Source organism: Mycolicibacterium sp. TUM20985 (genome assembly GCF_030295745.1).
Taxonomy (GTDB): domain Bacteria; phylum Actinomycetota; class Actinomycetes; order Mycobacteriales; family Mycobacteriaceae; genus Mycobacterium.
This window is the reverse complement of record NZ_AP027291.1, coordinates 5,805,924-5,825,656: the sequence shown is the minus strand read 5'-3', so window position 1 is coordinate 5,825,656 and position 19,733 is coordinate 5,805,924. Positions and strand designations below refer to the sequence as shown.

Annotated in this window: 20 protein-coding genes; 11 read left to right on the top strand and 9 right to left on the bottom strand. The window is 66.1% G+C overall.

The annotated features are described in order from the left end of the window. Window positions 1-241: 241 nt before the first annotated feature. Complete coding sequence (locus QUE68_RS28280) at window positions 242-862, bottom strand: hypothetical protein (RefSeq protein WP_454786446.1); 621 nt, start codon at window positions 860-862, stop codon at window positions 242-244. A gap of 321 nt (window positions 863-1,183) precedes the next feature. Further along, a complete protein-coding gene (locus tag QUE68_RS28275) occupies window positions 1,184-1,864 on the bottom strand; it encodes an SDR family oxidoreductase (RefSeq protein ID WP_284234460.1) in 681 nt (226 codons plus the stop codon). Window positions 1,865-2,048: 184 nt separating this feature from the next. On the opposite strand from QUE68_RS28275, the gene QUE68_RS28270 reads away from it, so the two are divergent. After that, window positions 2,049-2,303, top strand: coding sequence for a DUF6480 family protein (locus QUE68_RS28270; protein ID WP_284230218.1), 255 nt, complete (start codon window positions 2,049-2,051; stop codon window positions 2,301-2,303). Window positions 2,304-2,427: 124 nt separating this feature from the next. Here QUE68_RS28270 and QUE68_RS28265 read toward each other — a convergent pair whose 3' ends face one another. Next, complete coding sequence (locus QUE68_RS28265; protein WP_286274833.1) at window positions 2,428-2,760, bottom strand: hypothetical protein; 333 nt, start codon at window positions 2,758-2,760, stop codon at window positions 2,428-2,430. 568 nt (window positions 2,761-3,328) lie between these two features. On the opposite strand from QUE68_RS28265, the gene QUE68_RS28260 reads away from it, so the two are divergent. Beyond that, window positions 3,329-4,528 (top strand): fatty acid desaturase family protein, encoded by a 1,200-nt coding sequence (locus QUE68_RS28260; protein ID WP_286274832.1) that lies wholly within the window; start codon window positions 3,329-3,331, stop codon window positions 4,526-4,528. 27 nt (window positions 4,529-4,555) lie between these two features. Here the strand turns inward: QUE68_RS28260 and QUE68_RS28255 are convergent, their stop codons facing one another. Next, window positions 4,556-4,978, bottom strand: a complete 423-nt coding sequence (locus QUE68_RS28255) for a nitroreductase family deazaflavin-dependent oxidoreductase (protein ID WP_286274831.1) — start codon at window positions 4,976-4,978, stop codon at window positions 4,556-4,558. 43 nt (window positions 4,979-5,021) lie between these two features. Then, window positions 5,022-5,147, bottom strand: coding sequence for a hypothetical protein (locus QUE68_RS28250; RefSeq protein WP_286274830.1), 126 nt, complete (start codon window positions 5,145-5,147; stop codon window positions 5,022-5,024). Between the two features lie 73 nt (window positions 5,148-5,220). On the opposite strand from QUE68_RS28250, the gene hadA reads away from it, so the two are divergent. Then, on the top strand, window positions 5,221-5,688 hold the full coding sequence (hadA, locus tag QUE68_RS28245) for a (3R)-hydroxyacyl-ACP dehydratase subunit HadA (protein WP_284230210.1): 468 nt from the start codon (window positions 5,221-5,223) through the stop codon (window positions 5,686-5,688). Window positions 5,689-5,692: 4 nt separating this feature from the next. On the opposite strand, the gene QUE68_RS28240 is transcribed toward hadA, so the two are convergent. Genes QUE68_RS28240 through chvE form a run of 4 tightly spaced genes read right to left on the bottom strand, consistent with a single transcriptional unit; the run spans window position 5,693 to window position 9,814 of the window. Next, window positions 5,693-5,926 carry a hypothetical protein gene (locus QUE68_RS28240; protein WP_286274829.1) on the bottom strand — a complete coding sequence of 78 codons (234 nt, stop codon included), beginning with the start codon at window positions 5,924-5,926 and terminating at the stop codon, window positions 5,693-5,695. Window position 5,927: 1 nt separating this feature from the next. After that, on the bottom strand, window positions 5,928-7,163 hold the full coding sequence (gene mmsB / locus QUE68_RS28235; RefSeq protein WP_286274828.1) for a multiple monosaccharide ABC transporter permease: 1,236 nt from the start codon (window positions 7,161-7,163) through the stop codon (window positions 5,928-5,930). After that, on the bottom strand, window positions 7,164-8,672 hold the full coding sequence (gene mmsA, locus QUE68_RS28230) for a multiple monosaccharide ABC transporter ATP-binding protein (protein WP_286275961.1): 1,509 nt from the start codon (window positions 8,670-8,672) through the stop codon (window positions 7,164-7,166). Window positions 8,673-8,701: 29 nt separating this feature from the next. Continuing rightward, window positions 8,702-9,814, bottom strand: a complete 1,113-nt coding sequence (gene chvE / locus QUE68_RS28225) for a multiple monosaccharide ABC transporter substrate-binding protein (RefSeq protein ID WP_286274827.1) — start codon at window positions 9,812-9,814, stop codon at window positions 8,702-8,704. Between the two features lie 291 nt (window positions 9,815-10,105). On the opposite strand from chvE, the gene QUE68_RS28220 reads away from it, so the two are divergent. From QUE68_RS28220 to araA, 8 genes are all read left to right on the top strand, one after another. Then, complete coding sequence (locus tag QUE68_RS28220) at window positions 10,106-11,092, top strand: ABC transporter substrate-binding protein (protein WP_286274826.1); 987 nt, start codon at window positions 10,106-10,108, stop codon at window positions 11,090-11,092. A 94-nt stretch (window positions 11,093-11,186) separates the two neighbouring features. Next, window positions 11,187-12,719, top strand: a complete 1,533-nt coding sequence (locus QUE68_RS28215; protein ID WP_286274825.1) for a sugar ABC transporter ATP-binding protein — start codon at window positions 11,187-11,189, stop codon at window positions 12,717-12,719. Then, entirely contained in the window at window positions 12,716-13,804 is a 1,089-nt protein-coding gene (locus tag QUE68_RS28210) for an ABC transporter permease (protein WP_286274824.1), read from the top strand. The genes QUE68_RS28215 and QUE68_RS28210 overlap by 4 nt, the downstream gene beginning before the upstream one ends. Further along, a complete protein-coding gene (locus QUE68_RS28205; RefSeq protein ID WP_286274823.1) occupies window positions 13,801-14,802 on the top strand; it encodes an ABC transporter permease subunit in 1,002 nt (333 codons plus the stop codon). The genes QUE68_RS28210 and QUE68_RS28205 overlap by 4 nt, the downstream gene beginning before the upstream one ends. After that, entirely contained in the window at window positions 14,799-15,827 is a 1,029-nt protein-coding gene (locus tag QUE68_RS28200; RefSeq protein ID WP_286274822.1) for a LacI family DNA-binding transcriptional regulator, read from the top strand. The genes QUE68_RS28205 and QUE68_RS28200 overlap by 4 nt, the downstream gene beginning before the upstream one ends. Further along, window positions 15,824-17,503, top strand: a complete 1,680-nt coding sequence (araB, locus tag QUE68_RS28195; RefSeq protein ID WP_286274821.1) for a ribulokinase — start codon at window positions 15,824-15,826, stop codon at window positions 17,501-17,503. The genes QUE68_RS28200 and araB overlap by 4 nt, the downstream gene beginning before the upstream one ends. Further along, window positions 17,500-18,213 (top strand): L-ribulose-5-phosphate 4-epimerase, encoded by a 714-nt coding sequence (locus tag QUE68_RS28190; protein ID WP_286274820.1) that lies wholly within the window; start codon window positions 17,500-17,502, stop codon window positions 18,211-18,213. The genes araB and QUE68_RS28190 overlap by 4 nt, the downstream gene beginning before the upstream one ends. Next, window positions 18,210-19,721 (top strand): L-arabinose isomerase, encoded by a 1,512-nt coding sequence (gene araA, locus QUE68_RS28185; protein ID WP_286274819.1) that lies wholly within the window; start codon window positions 18,210-18,212, stop codon window positions 19,719-19,721. Before QUE68_RS28190 ends, araA begins: the two co-directional genes overlap by 4 nt. Window positions 19,722-19,733 lie beyond the last annotated feature (12 nt).

Below are 19,733 nucleotides of genomic sequence, written 5' to 3'. Positions count from 1 at the left end.
GGTGTCGATGTCGAAGCTCAACGGTGGGTCCCGGCCGCGATTGCTGCACCACGGTCGTGGATTCGACGCTCGACTAGCGGAATGGCGACCCTGGTGTCGAGGACGCGCATAGCGCGAAGTTCCAGGCACACCTGGATACAGGCGCGTTCCGGGCCCGGACGTCGGTCTGACGCCAAACGCCAACTGCACGCTCGTCGTTGGTATTCGACGAGCGTGCAGTCGGGGGAATTGCAGGTGCGGATCAGCCCGTCGGGCCGGGCAGGAGCGGCACTCCAGGTGTCACACCGTCTCCAGAGGGCGGCTGAATGTTCATCGCGCCCTTGTCCTTTGCCGCGCCGCCCATCTCGGTGAGTGGCGCCATGACCGCTCCCGGTACGGCCGCCGGGGCGCCGGCTGCCACGGCAATCGGTGCGCCGATCGGGATGGGTGCCCCGACGGGCACGGGTGCGCCAACCGGGACTGGTGCCCCAACGGGGACTGGTGCGCCCACCGGGATCGGTGCGCCGACGGGGACTGGTGCGCCGACCGGGATCGGTGCGGCGACTGGGACGGGTGCCGCGACGGGCACCGGCCCCGGCAGTGCGGCGGGCACGATCCCCGCCGACTGGACCGCCGGGGCGCTACACGGCGCGCCGCCACCGCCACCGCCGGCGCCCGCCACGGCTCCGCCACCGGCAGCCGGTGCACCGCCGCCAGGAGCGAACCCGCCCGCAAGATCCTCAACGCAGTTCGTTCCACCCGTGAGCAACGGCACCGCCGCGGCCTGCGGGCTCAAGGCCACGGCGACCGCGCATAGTCCTGCGCCGGCGACTATCTTGATAGCGGAACGATCAAAGATAATCGTCACCATCGACCTCCTCATTTCTTTCCTGAATGACACTGTTGCAATTCTTCACCCGAACGGTATAGCAGCGCGTAAATGGTGTCCAGAGGTGACGCGCGCTAATTATCGCGTCCGCAGGTAATGAGTCGAACTGTGACCGCCCCGTGGCCGCGCAGTGACAAAACCCTTCGATTCCAACGTCTTTCAGCAGCTCGAGACCCACTGCCCAGTATGGAGCCCCATGCGTCCGGCGAGATCATTTCTTGATCGAATCGTCGGCAATTCGAGCCTTTTGACGGCGTTCGGCAATTCGAACAAAGGCAATGCGCCGAGTAGCGACGCATTGAATGACGAATTCGCTTATGCGGTCATGCGGTAGTCGGCCGAACCCACGTACACGATTCCCGGCGGGTTCTTGGCAATGGTCGCAGCGACGATGGCTCGGGCGAATTCGTCCACGGTCGGCACGACACTCGTTCCATCGGTCACGTCCCCGGAAACCACGGTCAGGCCGACGCCAGACCGACTGAAGACGAACCGCATCGTGTAGAGCGCCGTTTCTCCCGCCCGCTTGCTCGCGGCGACGGCCGAGTAACCCTTCGGCACAGCCTTGTTCGGGAAGAAGTGAGCCTGGTGGCTGGTCACGAACACGATGCGCGCGCCCGCCGGCATCAGCGGTACGGCGAGCTGCGCGAGGTGACGCTGCGCGTCCCGGTTGAGGCGCATCGCGTACTGGGGGTCGGTACCCAGATCGGGGCCGCCCGAGGCGTTCAGGACGAGCGCGTCGAGGCCGCCGAATCGCGCAGCGATCGTTGCCATCATCGCGACCCGTTCGGCCTCATCGGAGATGTCGGCGCCCAACGTCGACGCGAGGCCGCCTGCCTCGCGGATGGTCTGCGCGACGGCCTCCGCCCGGTCCGTCTTCTGTCGGTAATTCACGATGACGTGGGTGTCCGGGCTGGCGAGCTGCTGAGCCACCTCCGCGCCGATGCCCCTCGACGCGCCCGTCACCAGCACTGTTCGGATTCGGGAGTGATTCATGGTGCCGACGGTACACCTCGTCTAAGAAAGCTAAGGAAAAGATAAGGTCACGATAAGGAATAGGCCACCTCTGTGGCGCTCTCGGCGGACCTTGCGAGTTTGAGGGTCCCGGGCGGCGGGGATGCGCCCTAGACCAGGGCTACAGGAGGCTAATCATGAAGATGCTCGATACGTTCGTCACACGATGACCGCAGTACCGCCAGACCCCGATCCCGTCGAGATGCCCACCGTGGGGAGCGCGCACGGCGTCGAACCCGGTGAGACTCCCCCTGATTCGGGGTCGACGTCGGCAACGGCCAACCAGGACCCACCGCCCCGGAGCAGGTTCACCCCTGCGATGGTGGGGGGGATGGTCGTGGTGGGCGTGCTGATTGCCATCTTCCTCACCGTCGCGGTCCTCTACCTACTGCAGGTTGCGGGGTTGATGGACAGGTGGTGACGCAGGCTCCACACCGGCCACGTCCCATCGAGCACGGCAGCGAATACGGATGCCGCTGTAGTACAACGCAACTACCCCCGCCAACGCGACAGTGCGCTGGCGGGGGTAGTCGTTTCTAGTCGGGTTAGGCGTCGTCGCTGTGGCGGCTGCCGGACTTTGCCAGGCCACGACTCACCATGTAGCCGATGGTCAGCAGCACGACGTAGAACCACGCGCGGTCGGCCCTGAAGTAGTCCTCGTGCGCGTCAGTGGTGCTGACGACGAACGACGCGATCAGAACGCCGATGACGGCCAAGACGTAGACGATGAACTCGGTCGTCTTGAAGGCCACTTTGGTTTCGTCGCTGCGACGCGCTGGGACTCGCACGGCATGGGACTCGGCCGAGCTGTGGGCCATCGGCGCGGCAGGCCGGTTCGCGGTGGTGGAACCATGCGCGGTGGGATTGTTCGTGGTCATGTAGTACTCCTCTACGGACGCCGGTTCAAGGGTGAACCGGCAGTGAGCTGGCAACTTTCCATGGGCGCAGACGCGACAGCGTGACCGCAGCAGTGATCGGGCTTGCAGAAATTTGGTGTTTGCCGCTTGACCGCCGCATTTGCGGCGGGGCCTGATCGCAGGCGGTCATGAACTGGTCGAATGAAGTCTGGCGCCGAGGCAAATTGCCTAGACGGATCGGTGCCAGCAGTCTGTAGCACCAACGTCGCCGAGGTTACCTGCGAGTAGCTTCCGTTCCAAATCGAGGGCGGTGGAGGGCTCGCAAATCAACGGATCATTGCTGGGCCTAGTGGAGAATCCCTGGGCGGCAAGGGCATTACTCATAGCCTGCCAACTTCGGTCGTAAACCTGCGCATGTGATGTCCGCAGCTGTGAACGCTGTCACGCGCAGTTTTGACGGCATCAGGATGGGCATACAAGAAGGGTCAGACGACTCCCTGGCCCCCTGGCCCCCGGTCGACGCAAGTGTGTTTGCTCGTCTTGCTTCCCGGCTTCCCGATGGTGGCGAGCATCCTAGAAAAGGCACCTCATGGCCATCACCGACGTCGCCAAGTACGCCCATCTCAGCACTGCGGACCTCGAGGCGTTCGCGGCCGAGCTCGACGAAATTCGCGCTGACGTCGAGGACTCTCGGGGCGAGCAGGATCGCGCCTATATCTGTCGCACGATCCTCTTGCAACGCGGCCTCGACATCGCCGCACGACTCACGATCGGCCTGAGCAAGGGCAGGCTTGGTTGGGCCGTGGGAACCACTGCACTGGCTGTCGCCAAGAGCATCGAGAACATGGAGCTCGCCCATAACATCGGGCACGGACAATGGGATTGGATGAACGATCCCGAGATTCACTCCACCACCTGGGAGTGGGACATGGTGGGCCCGTCGTCGCAGTGGCGCTATTCGCACAACTACCGCCATCACGTCTTCACCAACGTCGTCGGTGTCGACGAAGATCTCGGTTACGGAGTCATGAGGGTGACCCGCGATGAACAGTGGAGAGTCGCCAATCTGACGCAGCCTTTGCGAAACATGCTGATGGCGCTGACCTTTGAGTGGGGCATTGCGCTTCACGACCTCCATTCCGAGCGGGAACGTGCGAGCGCGGCCACCACTGACTCCGCTACCGTCGCCGCCTTTGCCCGCAAGACTGCCCGTCAGGTGGGCAAGGACTACGTGCTTCTACCCCTGTTCAGCGGGCGCAGATGGCGTCGGACGCTGAAGGCCAACGCGACGGCAAATTTCCTCCGCAACGTGTGGGCCTACGTGGTGATCTGTTGTGGGCACTTCGCCGACGGCGCAGAGAAGTTCACGGAAGCCGCACTCGCAGACGAGACGAAGCCAGCATGGTATCTGCGCCAGATGCTGGGAACGGCGAACTTCAACGCAGGGCCCACCATGGCCTTCATGAGCGGCAATCTCTGTTACCAGATCGAGCACCACCTCTTCCCCGACCTTCCCAGTAACCGTTATGCCGAGATCTCGCGGCGGGTGAGGGCTGTCTGCGCAACCTACGATCTGCCGTACACCACGGGTGCGTTGACCCGCCAGTACCTGCTCACCCTGCGAACGATTCTGAAGTTGGCCCTGCCAGATCGGTTTCTCACGGCCACGTCCGACGACGCGCCGGAGACCTCGTCCGAGCACAAGTTCCGCACTCCGGAAATTGCACCGCCATCGGAGGCAGTGGGTCGCCGCTCGTCCGTGCTGATGGCCATGGAGGCGAAGTCGTAGCGGCACCGTCAGCACCGGAGGGGTGAACTACTCCAGGACGAAGACGGGAATCTGTCGATCGGTCTTGGTCTGGTACTCGGCGTACGGCGGGTAGGCCGCGACCGCCAGCTCCCACCAGTGCGCGCGCTCATCGCCGTCGACCTCACGCGCGGTGAGCGTCGTCGTCTGCTCGCCGTCCTGCACGGTGACGGTGGGGTTGGCCTTGACGTTGAAGTACCAGGACGGGTGCTTGGGATCGCCGCCCTTGGAGGCGACCATCGCGTAGCGGCCGTTCTCCTCGACGCGCATCAGCGGCACGTACCGCTGCTTGCCCGACTTCACGCCCGTGGTGGTGAACAGCACGATGGGCCGGTCCAGCACCTCGACGCCGTCCGTGGTGCCCTGCGCCAGGATGCGCTCGGTCTGCTCGCGGACCCAGTCGGTGGGGCTCAACTCGGTGTTGTCAGTCATGTGCTCGCCAACGGTGCCAGGGGCGCCGATATTCCTGACACCGTCATTCGGCGGCGGCGTCGTCGCCGGCGTCCGGATCGGGCGCGCTGGTCGGCAGCGCCTGGGCACCCGGTGTGGCTGGCGTGGTCACGATCTCGTCGTTCTCGTTTGGCTGCTCCGAAGATGTCATGAGCTGGCGATACCCTTCGCCTTCGCTGACGAAACCGGTGCCCACCGGTGCATACCGGCTAAGTTTGGGGACCATGGCCCTGTCACCAGACATCGTCGGCATGACGTACCTGTACCCCGATCACTATGAGGTCGGTCGGGAGGCGGTTCGGCAGTACGCCAGCGCGGTGAAGCACACCGACCCGGCGTACTACGAGGACGAGGCCGCCCGCGCGCTGGGACACGACGCAATCCTGGCCCCTCTGACCTTCGTCTCCATCCTGGGCCTCCGCGCGCAGCTGGCGTTCTTCGAGCACGCCAACATCCCGATCTTCGAGGAGAAGCTGATCCAGGCCGAACAGGGCCTGAAGTTCCTGCAGCCGATCAAGGCCGGCGACCAGCTCTACTGCGAGATCCGCATCGACTCACTGCGACGGGCGTTCGGGGCCGACGTCCTCACCCTGCGCAGCCGGATCTTCAACCAGCACGGCGACACCGTGCAGGAGGACTACACGACGATGGCGGGGCGCAGCGAACCGGAGCCGGGAACCGAATCTGCCTGACCGGTCACCGCTCGGTGTCCGCGGCGAGGCGAGTAGTGGGCCGCACGCCCGCGTAACCGCGCATCCGCCGGGTCGCCTCGACCGCGAGGATCTGCTGATAGCGCTGGACGAGTTGATCCCGGGTCAAGCCGAACGCGGGGAGCACCTCGTCGGCGGGCGGCCCTCCATAGGGCGCCCAGTTGCGCATGAAGGTGACGATGTCGTGGGCGAAGCGATCCGCGATGTGGTCGTTCGGCACGTCATGACCCACCCTTCTTCTTGTTGTAGATGTCGAAGCCGACGGCGGCCAGCAGGACGAGACCCTTGATCACCTGCTGCACGTCGCTACCGATGCCGATGAGCGACATCCCGTTGTTCAGCACGCCGAGGACGAAGCCGCCGATGATCGCGCCGAGCACGGTGCCGACACCGCCGCTGGCCGACGCACCGCCGATGAACGCCGCGGCGATGGCCTCGAGTTCCATGCCGATACCGGCCTGCGGGGTGGCGGAATTCAGCCGCGCCGCGAATAGCAGCCCGGCCAGTGCCGACAGCAGGCCCATGTTGACGAAGACCAGGAACGTGACCCGCTTGGTCTTGACGCCGGACAGCCGTGCGGCCGCCTCGTTGCCGCCGACCGCGTACACCTGCCTGCCGAAGACCGTGCTTCGCATTACGAAGGCGTAGATGACGAACGCGACGGCGAGGATGATGCCGACCACGGGCACGCCGCGATAGCTGGCCAACAGCAGGGTGAAGGCGGCCAGCGCGGCGACGATGGCCGCGCACTTGAATGCGAACCAGCCCAGCGGTGAGACCTCGAAACCGTAGCGCGACTGCGTCCTTCGCTGCCGCACCTGCTGCCACACGGCGGCCGCCATGACGAAGAGCCCGAGGATGACGGTGGGCCAGTGGTACAGCCCGGGGCCGCCGATCTCGGGCAGGAAGCCGCTGCTGACCTGACTGAAGCTGCGGGGGAACGGCGCGATGGACTGCCCCTCCAACAGATACTGGGTGGCGCCGCGGAACACCAGCATGCCCGCCAAGGTCACGATGAACGACGGGATGCCGACGTAGGCAATCCAAAACCCTTGCCACGCACCGATCAGCGCACCGAGCCCCAGGCACAGGGCCACCGCGACCGGCCACGGCATGTCGTTCTTGATCATCAGAACGGCGGACATCGCCCCGACGAACCCGGCGATCGAGCCGACGGAAAGGTCGATGTGACCGGAGATGATGACGATGACCATCCCGATCGCGAGGATCAGGATGTAGCCGTTCTGCTGGACGATGTTGGTGACGTTCAACGGCTTCAGCAGGATGCCACTGGTCCAGACCTGGAACAGGATGACGATCACCGCGAGCGCGGCCACCATGCCGTACTGCCGGAAGTTGCCCTGCAGCACCGCACGGAGCCGTCCACCCGGTGGGGTGGGCGGGCGCGACGGCGTCGGCGCGCTCGAAGCGGTGCTCACCGTGGGGGTGGTGGTCATCTAGCTGCGTCCCTTCATCATGTAGCGCATCAGGGTCTCCTGCTTCGCGTCCGCGCGGGCCACCTCGCCGGTGAGCCGCCCCTCGTTGAGGGTGTAGATGCGGTCGCAGAGACCGATCAGTTCGGGTAGTTCCGACGAGATCACGATCACCGCCTTGCCCTGGGCGGCAAGGTCGTTGATGATCGTGTAGATCTCGTACTTGGCACCGACGTCGATACCTCGCGTCGGCTCGTCGAGGATGAGCACGTCGGGGTCGGCGTAGATCCACTTGCTCAGCACCACCTTCTGCTGGTTCCCGCCGGACAGGTTGCCTGTGGTCGCCCGCACCGAGGCGGCCTTGATCTGCATGTCCTTTCGGAAGCGTTCCGCGACCACGGTCTCCTCGTGCTCGTTGATGACCGACGCCCGGCTGACCTTCTGCAGCGAGGCCAGCGTCACGCTGCGCGCGATGTCATCCATCAGATTGAGCCCGTAGTGCTTGCGGTCCTCCGTGGCGTAGGCGATCCGGTGGCTGATGGCCTCGGGCACCGTCCGCGTGCGAATCTCCTTGCCGTCCTTGAAGACCGTGCCGCCCGCCTTCTTGCCGTAGCTCCGTCCGAAGACGCTCATCGCGAGCTCGGTGCGGCCGGCGCCCATCAGCCCGGCCAGCCCGACCACCTCGCCGCGGCGGACGTTGATCGAGACGCCGTCGGCCACCTTGCGCTGTTGGTCGAGTGGATGGAAGACGGTCCAGTCCTCGATGGCGAAGGTGACGTCGCCGATCGGGTGATCGGCCCGCTCGGGAAAGCGGTCGGTCATGTCGCGCCCCACCATGCCGCGGATGATGTGCTCCTCGGTCAGTTCGGGACCGACGGCCAGGGTCTCGATGGTGCGGCCGTCGCGAAGGATCGTGATGGTGTCCGCGACCCGCATCACCTCATTGAGCTTGTGCGAGATGATGATGCATGTCAGGCCCTGGTCGCGGAGCTCGACGATGAGGTCGAGGAGATGCCTGCTGTCCTCGTCGTTGAGCGCCGCGGTGGGCTCGTCGAGTATCAGCAGCTTGGCCTTCTTGGACAACGCCTTGGCGATCTCGACCAGCTGCTGCTTGCCGACGCCGATGTCCGCGATCCTGGTGCGCGGGCTCTCCGACAGGCCGACCCTGGCGAGGAGCCGAGCGGCGTCGGTCATGGTCTCGTGCCAGCTGATCACCCCGGCCGACGAATGCTCGTTGCCGAGAAAGATGTTCTCCGCGATGGACAACACCGGAACCAGCGCAAGCTCCTGATGGATGATGCCGATACCGCGGCGCTCGCTGGACCGGATGTCCTTGAAGTCGCCGGGTCGGCCGTCGAAGAGGATCTCGCCCTCGTAGCTGCCGTGCGGGTAGATGCCGCTGAGCACCTTCATCAGCGTCGACTTTCCGGCGCCGTTCTCACCGCAGATCGCGTGAATCTCGCCACGGCGCACGGCGAGGTTGACCTCCGACAGCGCCGTGACACCCGCGAATCGCTTGGTGATGTCCCGCATCTCGAGCAGTGGCGCGGTCTCGGTGACCGTCACGCCAACTGCCCGGCGGTGTAGTACCCGGAGTCGACCAGCACCTTCTGGTAGTTGGACGCGTCCACGCTGACCGGTTGCAGCAGGAACGCCGGCACGACCTTCACGCCGTTGTCGTAGGTGGTGGTGTCGTTGACCTCGGGCTTGCCGCCGGTGAGCAGCGAATCAGCCATCTGCACAGCCGCTTTCGCCAGCTCGCGGGTGTCCTTGGACACCGTCTGCGTCTGCTCGCCGGCGATGATCGACTTGACCGACGCCAGCTCGGCGTCCTGGCCCGTGACGATGGGCAGCGGGTTGGCCGGCATGCCGTAGCCCGCGCTCTTCAGGGCCGAGATGATGCCTAGCGACATGCCGTCGTACGGCGAGAGGACCGCGTCGACCCGGCCGCTGGTGTAGGCCTTGCTCAGCAGGTTGTCCATCCGCGACTGTGCCAGCCCGCCGTCCCAGCGCAGCGTGGCCACCTGGTCGAAGGACGTCTGGCCGCTCTTGACGACGAGTTTGCCGCTGTCGATGTACGGCTGCAGGACGCTCATCGCGCCCTTGAAGAAGAAGGTCGCGTTGTTGTCGTCGGGAGAGCCGGCGAACAACTCGATGTTGAAGGGGCCCTTGCCCTGAGCGAGGCCGAGCTTGTCGGTGATGTAGGTGGCCTGCAGCACGCCGACCTTGAAGTTGTCGAAGGTCGCGTAGTAGTTCACGTTCTCGGTACCGCGGATCAGGCGGTCGTAGCTGACCACCGGAATCTTGGCGTCCGCGGCGCGCTGCAGCGTGTCGGTGAGCGACGAGCTGTCGATGGGGGCGATGACCAACACCTTCACGCCCTTGGTGATCATGTTCTCGATCTGCGACACCTGGTTCTGCACGACGTCGTCGCCGTACTGCAGGTCGGTGTCGTAGCCGAGCGCCTTGAACTGCTCGGCCATGTTGTCACCGTCGGCCACCCAGCGCTCGGACGACTTCGTCGGCATCGCGATGCCCACCGTCCCCGTACGTTCGCCCCCGCTGGCGGCCGGTTCCTCCGTCGTCGAGCGGCCGCAACCGGCACTGGTGAGCGCCACCACCACCATCAACGCCCAGACGAGCGCGCTCCCTACTCGAACAAAGCCCTTACGCATGAAGTCCTCCGATTTTGGTTCCGGCTTCCCATCGCGATCGCACAACCGACCGCCAATGATGTGAGCGTTAACATTCAGATCTTGTGACGCGGCTCACGGCTTTGTCAAGCCCGGACGGGCACCGAATGTGAGCGCTAACAAAGTGTTGACACCCGACGAATGTGAGCGTTAACATCCCCAGCGTGTAACGCCGGTCACATCGTCTGCCGCAGCCTCCCGCACCCCGTGGGTCCTGCCGAACATGCCCGGCACGGTCCGAGTTCGGCAACCAAAGACAACGAAGGAGTTGTGGTGAAGAAGATTCTGACCGCGGTGCTGAGCATCGCGACGGCAGGCGTACTCGCAGCGTGTGGCAGCGGGCCCGCACCCAACAGCGGCTCGGGCGGCGGCGCGGGCGATGGCCAGATCACCATGGGCTTCTCCCAGGTGGGTGCCGAGAGCGGGTGGCGGACCGCCAACACGAAGTCCATCCAGGACGCGGCCAAGGCGGCCGACGTCGACCTCAAGTTCTCCGACGCCAACGGTGAGCAGGAGAATCAGATCTCGGCCATCCGCTCGTTCATTCAGCAGCGGGTCGACCTAATCGCCTTCAGCCCGGTGGTCCGCACCGGATGGGACGCCGTGCTGCTCGAGGCCAAGAACGCCAACATCCCGGTCATCCTGACCGACCGCGCCGTCGACACCCAGGAGAAGGACGTCTACAAGACCTTCCTCGGGGCGGACTTCGTGGAGGAGGGCCAACGCGCGGGCGACTGGGTGGTGAAGCAGTACGCGTCCGCCCCCGGTCCGGTCAACATCGTTCAGCTCGAGGGCACCACCGGTGCCGATCCCGCCATCGAGCGCAACACCGGCTTCGCCAAGGCCATTGCCGCGAACCCCAACCTGAAGGTGATCGCCTCCCAAACCGGCGACTTCACCCGCTCCGGCGGCAAGCAGGTCATGGAGGCGTTCCTCAAGGCCAACCCGAAGATCGACCTGGTGTTCGCGCAGAACGACGACATGGGTCTGGGCGCCATGGAGGCCATCGAAGCCGCCGGCCTCAAGCCGGGCCAGGACATCAAGATCGTCGCCGTGGATGCGACCCACGACGGCATGCAGGCGTTGGCCGACGGCAAGTTCAATTACATCGTGGAATGCAACCCGTTGCTCGGGCCGGAACTGATGGACCTGGCCAAGAAGGTGGTGGCCGGCGAGCCGGTGCCGCCGCGTGTGGTCACCCCGGACGAGGCGTTCGATCAGCAGCAGGCCGCGGCCGTGCTGCCCGAACGCAAGTACTGACTCCACCAAGACCGTCGACGCCGCCCGGATGCCCTGCCCGGCCATGTCCGGGCGGCGTTGACTACCACTGTCGAATATCACTAAGGATGCTCCGATGACCACACCCCGCCCCGGGCCCGCCGACGCCGCGGTGGTCCTCGTGCAGGACGTCACCATCGACTTTCCTGGCGTGAAGGCGCTCGACGGTGTCGACTTCCGGCTGCTGCCCGGTGAGATCCACGCGTTGATGGGGGAGAACGGCGCGGGCAAGTCGACGTTGATCAAGGCGCTCACCGGTGTCTACGAGATCGATTCGGGCAGCATCACGGTCGACGGTGTCGAACAACGGTTCAGCGGCCCCAGACAAGCGCAGGACGCCGGGATCAGCACCGTCTACCAAGAGGTCAACCTCTGCGCGAATCTGACTGTGGCGGAGAACATCCTGCTCGGCCGCGAGCCACGCCGCCTCGGCCGCATCGACTACCGCGCGATGAACCGTCGCGCGACCGAACTGCTCGGCGAGCTCGACCTCGAGATCGACCCCCGGTCGACCCTCGGTGCGCACCCGATCGCCATCCAGCAGCTCGTCGCGATCGCCCGCGCCACGGCGGTCTCGGCCCGCGTGCTGATCCTCGACGAGCCGACTTCCAGCCTCGATGCCGACGAGGTCGCCGAGCTGTTCCGGGTGATGCGCCGCCTCCGTGACGGTGGTACGGCGATCCTGTTCGTATCCCACTTCCTGGACCAGGTCTACGAAGTCTCGGACCGAATGACGGTGCTGCGCAACGGCCGTCTGGTGGGTGAGTACCCGACCGCGGCGCTCGACCGGGTCGCGCTGGTGGCCGCGATGCTGGGACACGACCTGAATCTTCTGGAGGAGATCGCCGACACCGCGGCCACCACCACGCCGACCACCGACGAGATCGTGCTCAGCGCCAGGGGAATTGGGCGCAAACCCCGGTTACAACCCATGGATCTCGACGTGCACCGCGGCGAAGTGGTTGGCCTGGCCGGTCTACTGGGCTCCGGGCGAACGGAGCTGGCGCGACTGCTCTTCGGCGCCGACCGGGCGACCACGGGACGGATGCTGGTCAATGGCAAACCGGCCGCGATGCGCTCGCCGCGCGCCGCCATCGCGAAGGGACTCGCCTTCTCCTCGGAGGATCGCAAGGCCGAGGGCATCATCGGTGAACTCAGCGTGCGCGACAACCTGGTGCTCGCACTGCAGGCTCGCCGCGGCTTCGCCCGCCCCTTGTCACACAAGGCCAAGGACGACCTCGTCGAACGCTACCTGGACGCCCTCGACATCCGGCCCCGCAACGCGTCGATACCGGTCAAGAATCTCAGCGGCGGCAACCAGCAGAAGGTGCTGCTGGCGCGGTGGCTGATCACCGAACCTCAACTGTTCATCCTCGACGAACCGACGCGCGGCATCGACGTTGGCGCCAAGGCGCAGATCCAGAAACTCGTCGCCGACCTGGCCAACGAGGGTATGGGCGTGGTGTTCATCTCCGCCGAACTCGACGAGGTAGCCCGGATCAGCGACCGCATCGCCGTCCTGCGCGACGGCCACTGCGTCGCGCAGGTCGGCTCCGACCGCAGCGTCTCGGAACTCACCACCCTCATCGCGGCGGGAGGTGCGCGATGACGAAGAAGCTGAGTGCGTCGCCGCTGATCTGGCCGGCGCTGGCACTGATCGCCCTCCTGGTCGTCAACGTCATCGTGACGCCCAGCTTCCTGAACATCCGCATACAGGACGGTCACCTGTTCGGCAGCCTCATCGACATCCTGCGCAACGGCGCCCCCACCATGCTGGTGGCCCTCGGCATGACGTTGGTGATCGCCTCCCGCGGAATCGACCTGTCCGTCGGCGCGGTCGTCGCCGTTAGCGGAGCTCTCGCCTGTGCGCACATCGCCGCTTCCGCAGACCCGACCGGCGCCGGCACCGTCGTGACCGCGATGGCCATTGCGCTGGGCGTCGCGGTCGCGCTGGGCCTGTGGAACGGAATGCTGGTGTCGGTGTTCGGGGTTCAGCCGATCATCGCCACCCTGGTGCTCATAATGACGGCTGGCCGCGGCCTGGCGCTGCTGATCACCGACGGGCAGATCGTCACGATCACCAGCCCCCCGTTCAAGGTGCTCGGCGCGGGCTTCGTCTTCGGACTGCCCGTCGCGATCCTGGTGAGCCTGTCCGTGTTCGCCCTGGTGGGTCTGCTCACCCGGCGCACTGCGCTCGGCATGCTGCTGGAATCGGTCGGCATCAACCCGGAGGCCAGCAGGCTGGCCGGCGTGCGTCACCGCACCATCGTGTTCGCCGTGTACGTCTTCTGCGCGCTGTGCGCGGGGATCGCCGGGCTGATGATCGCCTCGAACATCTCGGCCGCGGACGCCAACAACGCGGGCCTGTGGATCGAGATGGATGCCATTCTCGCCGTGGTGATCGGTGGAACTTCGCTCCTCGGTGGACGATTCAGCCTCACCGGCACCATCCTCGGCGCCCTGATCATCCAGACCCTGACCACCACGGTGTACACCGCGGGCATCACCCCGGAGACGACGTTGGTGTTCAAGGCCCTCGTCGTCATCGCCGTCTGCCTGCTGCAGGCGCCGAAGTTCCGCGCCCTGTTGGCCAGACGCCGGACCCGGACCTCGCCGCCGACAGTGGCTCCGCCAACAGATGATGCTGCCGCACAACCCGTTTCGGTACCCCCTACGGCGATGGCGGCCAAATGAGCGTTCAATCCGCGACCCGTCCACTCGTCGACACCGGCGAACTGATGCGGCGAATACGGGGTCGATACCTGTCCCCGCTCGCCTCCCTGGTGCTGTTCGTCGTCCTATTCGGCGTGGTCGTCGCCCGCTACGACTTCGCCAGCCCCACGCAAGTCTTCCTGAACCTGTTGGTGGACAACGCCTATCTCATCGTGCTGGCGGTCGGCATGACATTCGTCATCCTGACCGGGGGCATCGACCTGTCCGTCGGGTCGGTGGTGGCCCTGTCCACGGTGATCGTCGCGACCGCACTGAAGGCGGGGTGGCCGATGCCCTTGGCCGTCGGCGCCGTGCTGGTGGTGGGTCCGCTACTGGGCCTGCTGATGGGACTGGTGATCGAATACTTCGACGTCCAGCCGTTCATCGCCACGCTCGCCGGCATGTTCCTGGCCCGCGGCCTCTGCTACGTCATCAGTGTCGACACGCTGCCGATCAAGGATCCGCTGTTGCGCCAGTTCGGTTTGAACTACGTCTACGTCTACGAGGACAAGTTCATCCGGTGGTCCGTGGTGGTCGCATTGATCGCAGTGGTCGTCGCGGTCTTCGTGTTGCACCAGACCCGTTACGGCCGCACCGTCTACGCCGTGGGCGGCAACCTGCAGTCGGCGCGGCTGATGGGCCTCAAGGCGTCTCGCGCCCGGGTGTCGGTATACGCGATCAGCGGGTTCTGCGCGGCCATGGCGGGGCTGCTGCTCGCGACGCAGAAGCTGTCCGGATACAGCCTCAACGGCATCGGCCTCGAACTCGACGCCATCGCCGCCGCGGTGATCGGCGGGGTGCTGCTCTCCGGCGGTGTGGGATTCGTCCTCGGCTCACTGATCGGCGTGCTCGTCCTCGGCACCATCCAGACATTCGTGACCGCGGAGAATCTCGATTCCTACTGGACCAGGATCATGACCGGAGTACTGCTGCTGATGTTCGTGCTCGTTCAGCGACTACTGGTGAGGAAGCCCGGATGAGTAGCCATCCCCTGCAACCGATGACGCCGAAGCCCGTCATGGCCGACGTGGCACGGCTGGCCGGTGTGAGCCACCAGACCGTGTCACGGGTGATCAACGGGTCGCCGAGTATCCGGCCCGCCACGAAGGCGCGCGTCGTCCAGGCCATCGAGGAACTCGGGTACCGGCCCAACACCGCCGCCCGGGCGCTGGTGACGAGGCGGTCCGGTGTCATCGGAATCGTCGGTACGAACAGCGCGCTCTACGGCCCGGCGAGCATCCAGCGGTCGGTGCAGGAAGCTGCCCGCGCGGCAGGCTACTTCTCCAGCCTGGTGCCGTTGGCCGAGGTGACCGTGGAGGACCTGCGGGGTGCGTTGGACTACCTCGTGCGCCAATCGGTCGAGGCCATCGTGATGATCGCCGCGCAGGAGGACGCCCTCGCGGTCGTGCACTCCGCCGACCCCGGTCTGCCTCTGATCGTGGTCGAGGGCGACCTCTCCGGTCGCGGTCTCAGCGTCGGTGTCGATCAGATCGACGGGGCGCGCCAGGCCACCCAGCATTTGATCGACCTCGGGCACCGCGCCATCGACCACGTCTCGGGACCGGTGAGCTGGACCGAGGCCAAGGGCCGCCGCACCGGCTACGAACAGGCGATGCGGGACGCCGGGCTGACCCCCAGGGAACACTGGGAGGGCGACTGGACCCCGGCGCGCGGCTACCAGATCGGTCGCGAATTGGCCGCCCGCGGTGAGGCATCCGCGGTGTTCGTGGCCAACGACCAGATGGCCATCGGCGTCCTGCACGCGTTCGCCGAGGCCAAGCTGTCGGTCCCCGGAGACATCAGCATCGTCGGGTTCGACGACATCCCCGAGGCGGGGTACCTCAACCCCGCCCTCACCACCGTCCGACAGGACTTCCAGGCGATCGGCCGCAAGGCCATCGACCTGGTCGCTGCCACCCTGGACGGCTCGACCACCAACGTGCCACTGCTGCCGCCGGAACTGATCGTCCGCAGTAGCACGGCACCGCACGAGGAGACCCGATGAGCGGCGAGCAGGCCACCGAGAAATACACCGTCGGAGTCGATTTCGGCACCCTCTCCGGACGGGCCCTGGTGGTACGCATCAGCGACGGGCACGAGCTGGCGAGCGCCGAACACGTCTACGAACACGGTGTGGTCTCCGAGACGCTGCCCGGTCACGACGTCAGGCTGCCGGCGTCCACGGCTCTTCAAGTTCCCTCCGACTACGTCGACGTGCTGCGTACCGCGGTCCCCGAAGCCGTGGCCAGGGCCGGCATCGATCCGTCCGACGTCATCGGCATCGGCACCGACTTCACCGCCTGCACCATGGTGCCGGTGCTCGACGACGGGACGCCGCTCTGCGATCTCGAGCAGTTCGCCGACCGGCCGCACGCCTACGCGAAGTTGTGGCGCCACCATTCGCCGCAACCCCAGGCCGACCGCATCAATACCGTTGCGGCCCAACGGGGTGAGACCTGGTTGCCGCGCTACGGCGGGCTGATCTCCAGTGAGTGGGAGTTCGCCAAGGCGCTGCAGATCCTGGAAGAGGATCCGCAGATGTACGCGACCATGGACCACTTCGTCGAGGCCGCCGACTGGATCGTCTGGCAGCTGTGCGGCAGCTACGTCCGCAACGCGTGCACCGCCGGGTACAAGGGCATCCGCCAGGACGGCAGGTACCCCTCCCGGGACTTCCTCGCCGAGGTGCACCCGGATTTCGCCGACTTCGTCACCGAGAAGCTGGATCACGCGATCGGCCAACTCGGCGACCGCGCCGGAACCCTCACCGCCGAGGCCGCGCAGTGGACCGGGTTGCCCGAGGGCATCTCGGTGGCCGTGGGCAACGTCGATGCCCACGTGACCGTCGCGGCCGCCGACGCGCTGGAGTCCGGCGAGCTGGTGGCGATCATCGGCACGTCCACCTGCCATGTGATGAACTCCGACGTGCTGCGCGAGGTACCCGGTATGTGCGGCGTCGTCGACGGTGGGATCCTCGAGGGGAGTTGGGGTTACGAAGCCGGCCAGTCCGGCGTGGGGGACATCTTCGCCTGGTTCATCGACAACTGCGTCCCGGAGCGGTACCAGGTCGAGGCGCGCCGTCGTGGCATCACCCTGCACGAATACCTCACCGAGCTGGCCGCCCCGCAGCGGGTCGGTGAGCACGGGCTGGTCGCGCTGGACTGGCACAGCGGCAACCGGTCTGTCCTGGTGGACCACGAACTGTCCGGGGTCATCGTCGGGCAGACGTTGAAGACCACGTGTGTCGACATGTACCGGGCGTTGCTGGAGGCCACCGCCTTCGGCACCCGAATGATCGTCGAGACCTTCGTCGACAGCGGTGTTCCGGTCACCGAGCTGGTGGTGGCAGGCGGCCTGCTGAAGAACCGCCTCCTGATGCAGATCTACGCCGACGTGGTGGGCCTGCCACTGTCGACGGTGCCCTCGACGCAGGCACCCGCGCTGGGTGCGGCGATCCACGCGGCCACCGCGGCGGGCGCCTTCGACGACGTCCGCGCCGCCGCCAAGCAGATGGGTCGGCGAATCCGCGGAGCCTACAACCCGATACCAGAGAACGTCGCGCTCTACGACGAGCTCTATCGCGAGTACGTGTCGATGTATGACTGGTTCGGGCGCGGTAACGACATGATGCGCCGGCTGCGTCGCATCGGGTCGCGCGACGCGATCGGAGCGCTGCGATGACCGTCACGTCCGAGACCGACCGCGTCATCGCCAGGCTGCGCCGCGAGGTCTGCGAACTCCACGCGCAGCTGACGCACTACGAGCTGGTGATCTGGACCGCGGGCAACGTCTCGGCCAGGGTGCCCGACAGCGACCTCATGGTGATCAAACCGTCCGGGGCGGACTACGATTCGCTGACCGCCGACGACATGGTGGTGTGCGACCTGTACGGCAACCTCGTCGACGGTGCGCTCAACCCGTCGTCGGACACCGCCGCGCATGCATACGTCTACCGGCACATGCCCGAGGTGGGCGGTGTCGTGCACACCCACTCCACGTATGCCACGGCGTGGGCCGCCAGGGGTGAGCCCATCCCGTGCGTGCTCACCATGATCGCCGACGAGTTCGGCGGTGATGTTCCGGTCGGTCCCTTCGCGCTCATCGGTGACGACTCGATCGGCCGCGGCATCGTCGAGACGTTGCGCGACAGCCGATCTCCAGCGGTCCTGATGCGGCACCACGGCCCCTTCACCATCGGCCGCACGGCCCGTGACGCGGTGAAGGCGGCGGTCATGGTCGAGGACGTCGCCCGGACCGTACACATCAGCCGTCAACTCGGCATGGCGCCATCCATCGATGCGGCGGACGTGACGGCGTTGTTCGAGCGCTACCAGAACGTGTACGGCCAAACCAGCCCGCACGCCGACACTCTCGAGGAGAACCAGCGATGATCGCGTCCAGACTCGTCACCAGCCAGGTCTGGATGATCACGGGCAGCCAGTCCATGTACGGGCAGGAGATCCTCGACCAGGTCGCCGATCAGTCCCGCCAGATCGCCGAGCGGCTCGACGGCAGCACCGAGATCCCGGTCGAGGTGCGCTGGATCCCCGTGGTCACCGACGCCGACCAGATCGCCCGCGTGCTCACCGAGGCGAGCAGCACACCCGAGTGCATCGGCGTGATCGCCTGGATGCACACGTTCTCGCCGGCGAAGATGTGGATCCGCGGGCTAAAGGCACTGCGCAAGCCTCTGCTGCACCTGCACACCCAGTTCGGCGTCGAACTGCCATGGGACAGCATCGACATGGACTTCATGAACCTCAATCAGGCCGCCCACGGTGACCGCGAGTTCGGCTACATCCAGTCCCGGTTGTCGACGTCCCGAAAGACCATCGCCGGTCACGTCGACGACCCGCACACCCGCGCCAGGATCGGGTCGTGGGTGCGTGCAGCACTCGGGCACGCCGAGCTCTCGACGCTGAAGCTGGCGCGGTTCGGCGACAACATGCGCGGGGTCGCCGTCACCGAGGGCGACAAGGTCGAGGCCGAGGCGCACTTCGGCGCGTCCATCGACACCTACGGCGTCAACGACCTCGTCGAGGTGGTGCAGCGGGTCCGGCCCGCCGACATCGACAAGCTGATCCGCGAGTACGAGAACACCTACGACATCGCTGCCGAACTGCGCTCCGGCGGTGACCGGCACGCCTCCCTGCGGCACGGGGCTCAGATCGAGCTGGGTCTACGGAAGTTCCTGCAGGACGGTAATTTCCACGCCTTCACTACGAACTTCGAGGACCTCGGCGGGCTGCGACAGCTACCCGGCTTGGCGGTGCAGCGGTTGATGGCCGACGGCTACGGGTTCGGCGGCGAGGGCGACTGGAAGACCTCGATGATGCTACGTGCCGTCAAGGTGATGGCCGAGGGACTGCCGGGCGGTACGTCGTTCATGGAGGACTACACCTACGATCTGACCGCGGGCCACGAGCGCATCCTTGGCGCGCACATGCTGGAGGTATGCCCCAGTATCGCCGCGGGCACCCCGACGCTGGAGGTGCATCCACTTGCCATCGGTGGTCGCGAAGACCCGGTGCGACTGCGCTTCACCGCCGCCGCCGGCGACGCCGTCATCATCGGCATCTGCGACATGGGTTCACGATTCCGTTTGGTAGCCAACGAGGTTCACGTCGTCGAGCCGACGCAGCCGTTACCGAACCTACCGGTGGCGTGCGCGGTGTGGGAACCGCTGCCGTGCTGGTCCACCTCCGCCGAGGCGTGGTTGATGGCCGGCGCGCCACACCACACCGTGCTGACCACCGCGGTCGGCACGGACACCATCGACGACTTCGCCGCGATGACGGACACCGAGTTGCTGGTCATCGACGCCGACACCACGGTCCGGGGCATCGCCCACGAACTGAAGTGGAACGACGTGTACCACCACGTCGCCGCCGGGCTGTGACGCGGACATGAC